General features: G+C 67.0%; 3 protein-coding genes. 1 reads left to right on the forward strand and 2 read right to left on the reverse strand.

Translation table 11 applies throughout. The features are described 5' to 3' along the window. On the reverse strand, positions 1-1,059 hold a 1,059-nt coding region (locus MHK09_RS11535), incomplete at its 3' end, for an HNH endonuclease signature motif containing protein (protein ID WP_250413609.1). A gap of 165 nt (positions 1,060-1,224) precedes the next feature. On the opposite strand from MHK09_RS11535, the gene MHK09_RS11540 reads away from it, so the two are divergent. Further along, complete coding sequence (locus MHK09_RS11540) at positions 1,225-2,424, forward strand: FUSC family protein (protein ID WP_250411981.1); 1,200 nt, start codon at positions 1,225-1,227, stop codon at positions 2,422-2,424. Positions 2,425-2,459: 35 nt separating this feature from the next. Here MHK09_RS11540 and MHK09_RS11545 read toward each other — a convergent pair. Next, a partial coding sequence (locus MHK09_RS11545) for a hypothetical protein (protein ID WP_250413610.1) occupies positions 2,460-3,206 on the reverse strand: 747 nt, incomplete at its 5' end.

Consider the following 3,206-nt stretch of genomic DNA (forward strand, 5'->3'; position numbering starts at 1 on the left):
GTGGTTAGGGGCGGGGTTTGGCGGCCTAGCGGGGCTGGGGACGAAGCGTGGGGTGTTGCTCCACGGTGGTATCCAGGCGACGCGGCCATCGATGCGCACCATGCGGCCGCGCTCTGTGGGCCGCGAGGGGTCATCTTGGTTGACGGCGTTGTGGTGCGCGCACAAGGTGACCAGATTTTCTTGGTTGGTGGGCCCGCCGGCGGACCAGGCGGTGAGGTGGTGGACTTGGGCGTCGTCGGCAGGCGTATTGCAGCCCGGCCACGCGCACACGGGATGCTCGGCCGCGGCGAGCATGCGCTGTTTCCACGTGGCCATGCGTTCGGTGCGGTACAGGTTCACCGGACCGTGCTCGGGGTGGACCAGGCTGACGTAGCCGCGCTGGGCTAAGGTGCGGGCGACGAACTGCGCGCCGGTCATGCGGGCGCCGTTGGTGAGCTGGAGGGTGATATCGGAGGCGTCGGCAGGCGCGGCGACGATGCGGTCGAGCTGGTCCAGGGTGAGGATGACATTGGTGTGCACGGCCGGCAGCGCGCCGGGATTGCCCTCGAGGAGGACCTTCTTGGCGGCGGCAAGGGGATCATCTTTGTTGACCGAGGAGAGCACGCCCTTGATATCGGCGATATCGGTGGGATCGGCCGTAATGGAGATGGTGTGGGGTCCGTCGGGGCGGCGGGTATAGCGTACGCCGGGCTCGGGCCGGCGGGGCGGATTGAGCTGCTTGAGGAGCTTCTTGGCCACAGAAGGGATGAGGCGGGCCTCGGTGCGACAGAGCTCTAGGCGCAGGTCCCAGGCGCGGTTGGTATCGCGCACGCGGCGGGTATAGGACTCAATGCTATCGAGTGTGGCGAGGTCGTGAGCGCGGGTGCGGGCGGCGTCGCGGGCGAGGCGCTGCTTGCGGCTATTGGATGTGCGGCCGAAGTAGACGTGTTGCAGGCGGGCGAGCTGGGCAGCCAGAAGGGGGCTGGCTCCGGCCTCGAGGAGTGAGTCTTCGGAGCAGCCCTGAAATTCGGCGACGAGGTCGACGCCGCGGCGGCATAGCAAGAGGAATTCGGTGTTCACACGGCCGAAGCTAAAAGGCGTGCGAGGGCCGAACAAGCGGTGCGCGGCCGGGAAGGTGGAAAATGTGGATAGGTGGGGGAAAAGGGGGCGTCGGCAAGAGCTATCCACAAGCCGGCCGACGGCCGAGATGCGCGGGGACGGCGGCGATGGTAAGGGCGGTCTTCTATGCTGGAAGGCATGTCGGAAGCGAAGGAAAGAGTCTCAACGCGGCAGAAGCTGCGGGTGATTGACCGCTCGGTGCTCTCGCGGGTCAACCGCATCCGCTCGCGGTTTGTCTACATCATCCAGGCGACCATTGGCGCGGCGCTCGCGTACTGGGTGGCCGGCGATGTGGTGGGGCACCCGCAGCCGTTCTTTGCGCCGATTTCCGCGGTCATCATTCTGGGAATGTCTGGTGGGGACAGGATGAAGAAGGCGCTGGAGATGTCGATTGGCGGCATCATCGGCGTGGCCGTGGGCGACCTGCTCTTCCAGATTGTGGGGCAGGGGCCGTTCCAGATTTTCTTCATTGTGGGCGCGGGCCTGGTGGTGGGCTCGTTTTTGACCAAGTCGCCGCTGATTACTAACCAGATTGTCTTTGGCGCGATTTTGATTGCGACGATTTTTCCACCCACGGAGGGCCCGGGTGGCCTGCACCGCGCGATCGACGCGATGATTGGCTCGGGCATTGGCCTGATAACCATCGCGTTGATTCCCAATTCGCCGTTGGTGGAGGCGCGGCGCGAGGTATCGAAGGTGCTTAAAATTGCCTCGAGCATTCTTGCCGACGTCACGTATGGCATCCGCCAGCAAGACCCCGCCGTTATCCGCGATGCGCGCGAGGCGGTCCGCGGTACGCAAGACAGCGTGAATACCCTGCTGAGCGCGGCACAGTCAGGCAGGGAGGCCTCGGAGGTCTCGCCGCTGTTGTGGGCATCGCGGCGCAGCATTCGCTCGCTGGAGCGCATCCTCATGCCGGTAGATAACGCGGTGCGCGGTGTGCGCGTGCTCTCCCGCCAGGCATTGGGCCTGACGGAGGACCGCGATAAGGTTTCGGACGAGCAGGTGGAATTGCTCGATGAGCTTTCTGAAATCATGCTCGCCATCAGCGAGCTCTACGGCCAAGGCAAACAGCACGGGCACGACGAAGCGATTGAGATTCCGGACCTCGTGCAGCGTCTGCGCATCGTGGGTGGGCGCGCCGGGATAGACATTATTGACAAGGACGGCACGTTATCGGCCTATATGATTTTGGGCCAGACGCGTTCCATCGTGGTCGACATGCTCATGGTGTGCGGGCTCTCGCGGGAGTCGGCCGTGGCGCACCTGGTGCCGACGTCGCAGCATCCGGCCTATCCGCCGGAGGTGTGGGGGCGCGAGGACTAGCGTCCTCGCGCGGAGGCAAGGACGTCGCGCGGGGGCTAAGGGCGCACGATCTGGAGATCGCGCAGGTGGCGGTAGAACGTCACGCGGGTCACCGGGCGCTTGTGGGGGACGGAATCGACGATGACGCGCAGCTGTGGGCCGCCGGCCTGGACGGCGCGGCCGGTGCGCACGGATTCGGGGTCGAGTCGGCCGGGCTTGCGCAGGAGCGAGCGCAGGCGGCCCTGCGACTCGACGGGGGAGGTGGCGCGGGCGGCGAGGATGCCGGGGGCATCGGTCATCGGGACGAGGCGTGCACCGAAGGTTTTGGGGGATGAGGCGGCTAGGTTGTGGTCGTCGATGATGACTTCGCCGGTGAATGAGCCATTGGAGGCGTCTGAGATGGTGGCGGAGCCCGCGACGGCGAGGCCGGAATCATTGCGGATGAGCGGCGCGGGGCGGACCGGGGCGGTGCGGGCGAAGTCGAGGGTCTCGGCCGGGGAGGCGGGAAGGCCCCAGTTCTGCGCGGCCACGGACGTGACGGCCGCGGATGCGGTGGACGGAGTGGCGGCGGCCGGCGCGGTGGTTGAGGGGGCGGAGGCTGCGGACGAGGGGACGGGGATGAAAGCGACCTCGGCCCAGAGGCGGTCGGAGCGCATGAGGCGGGTGAGCACGGCCGAGAGGGCGGCGTCAGAGCCGGCGACGACGATTCGGGCGGGCTCTACTAGGTGTGGGGCCTGTGGGGCGGGTGCGGGGGCGCCGAGGTGGCGGACGTCGGGTTGCGCCGCGATGTCATCGAGCGAGGG

Source organism: Corynebacterium tuberculostearicum (assembly GCF_022347235.1).
Classification (GTDB): domain Bacteria; phylum Actinomycetota; class Actinomycetes; order Mycobacteriales; family Mycobacteriaceae; genus Corynebacterium; species Corynebacterium tuberculostearicum_F.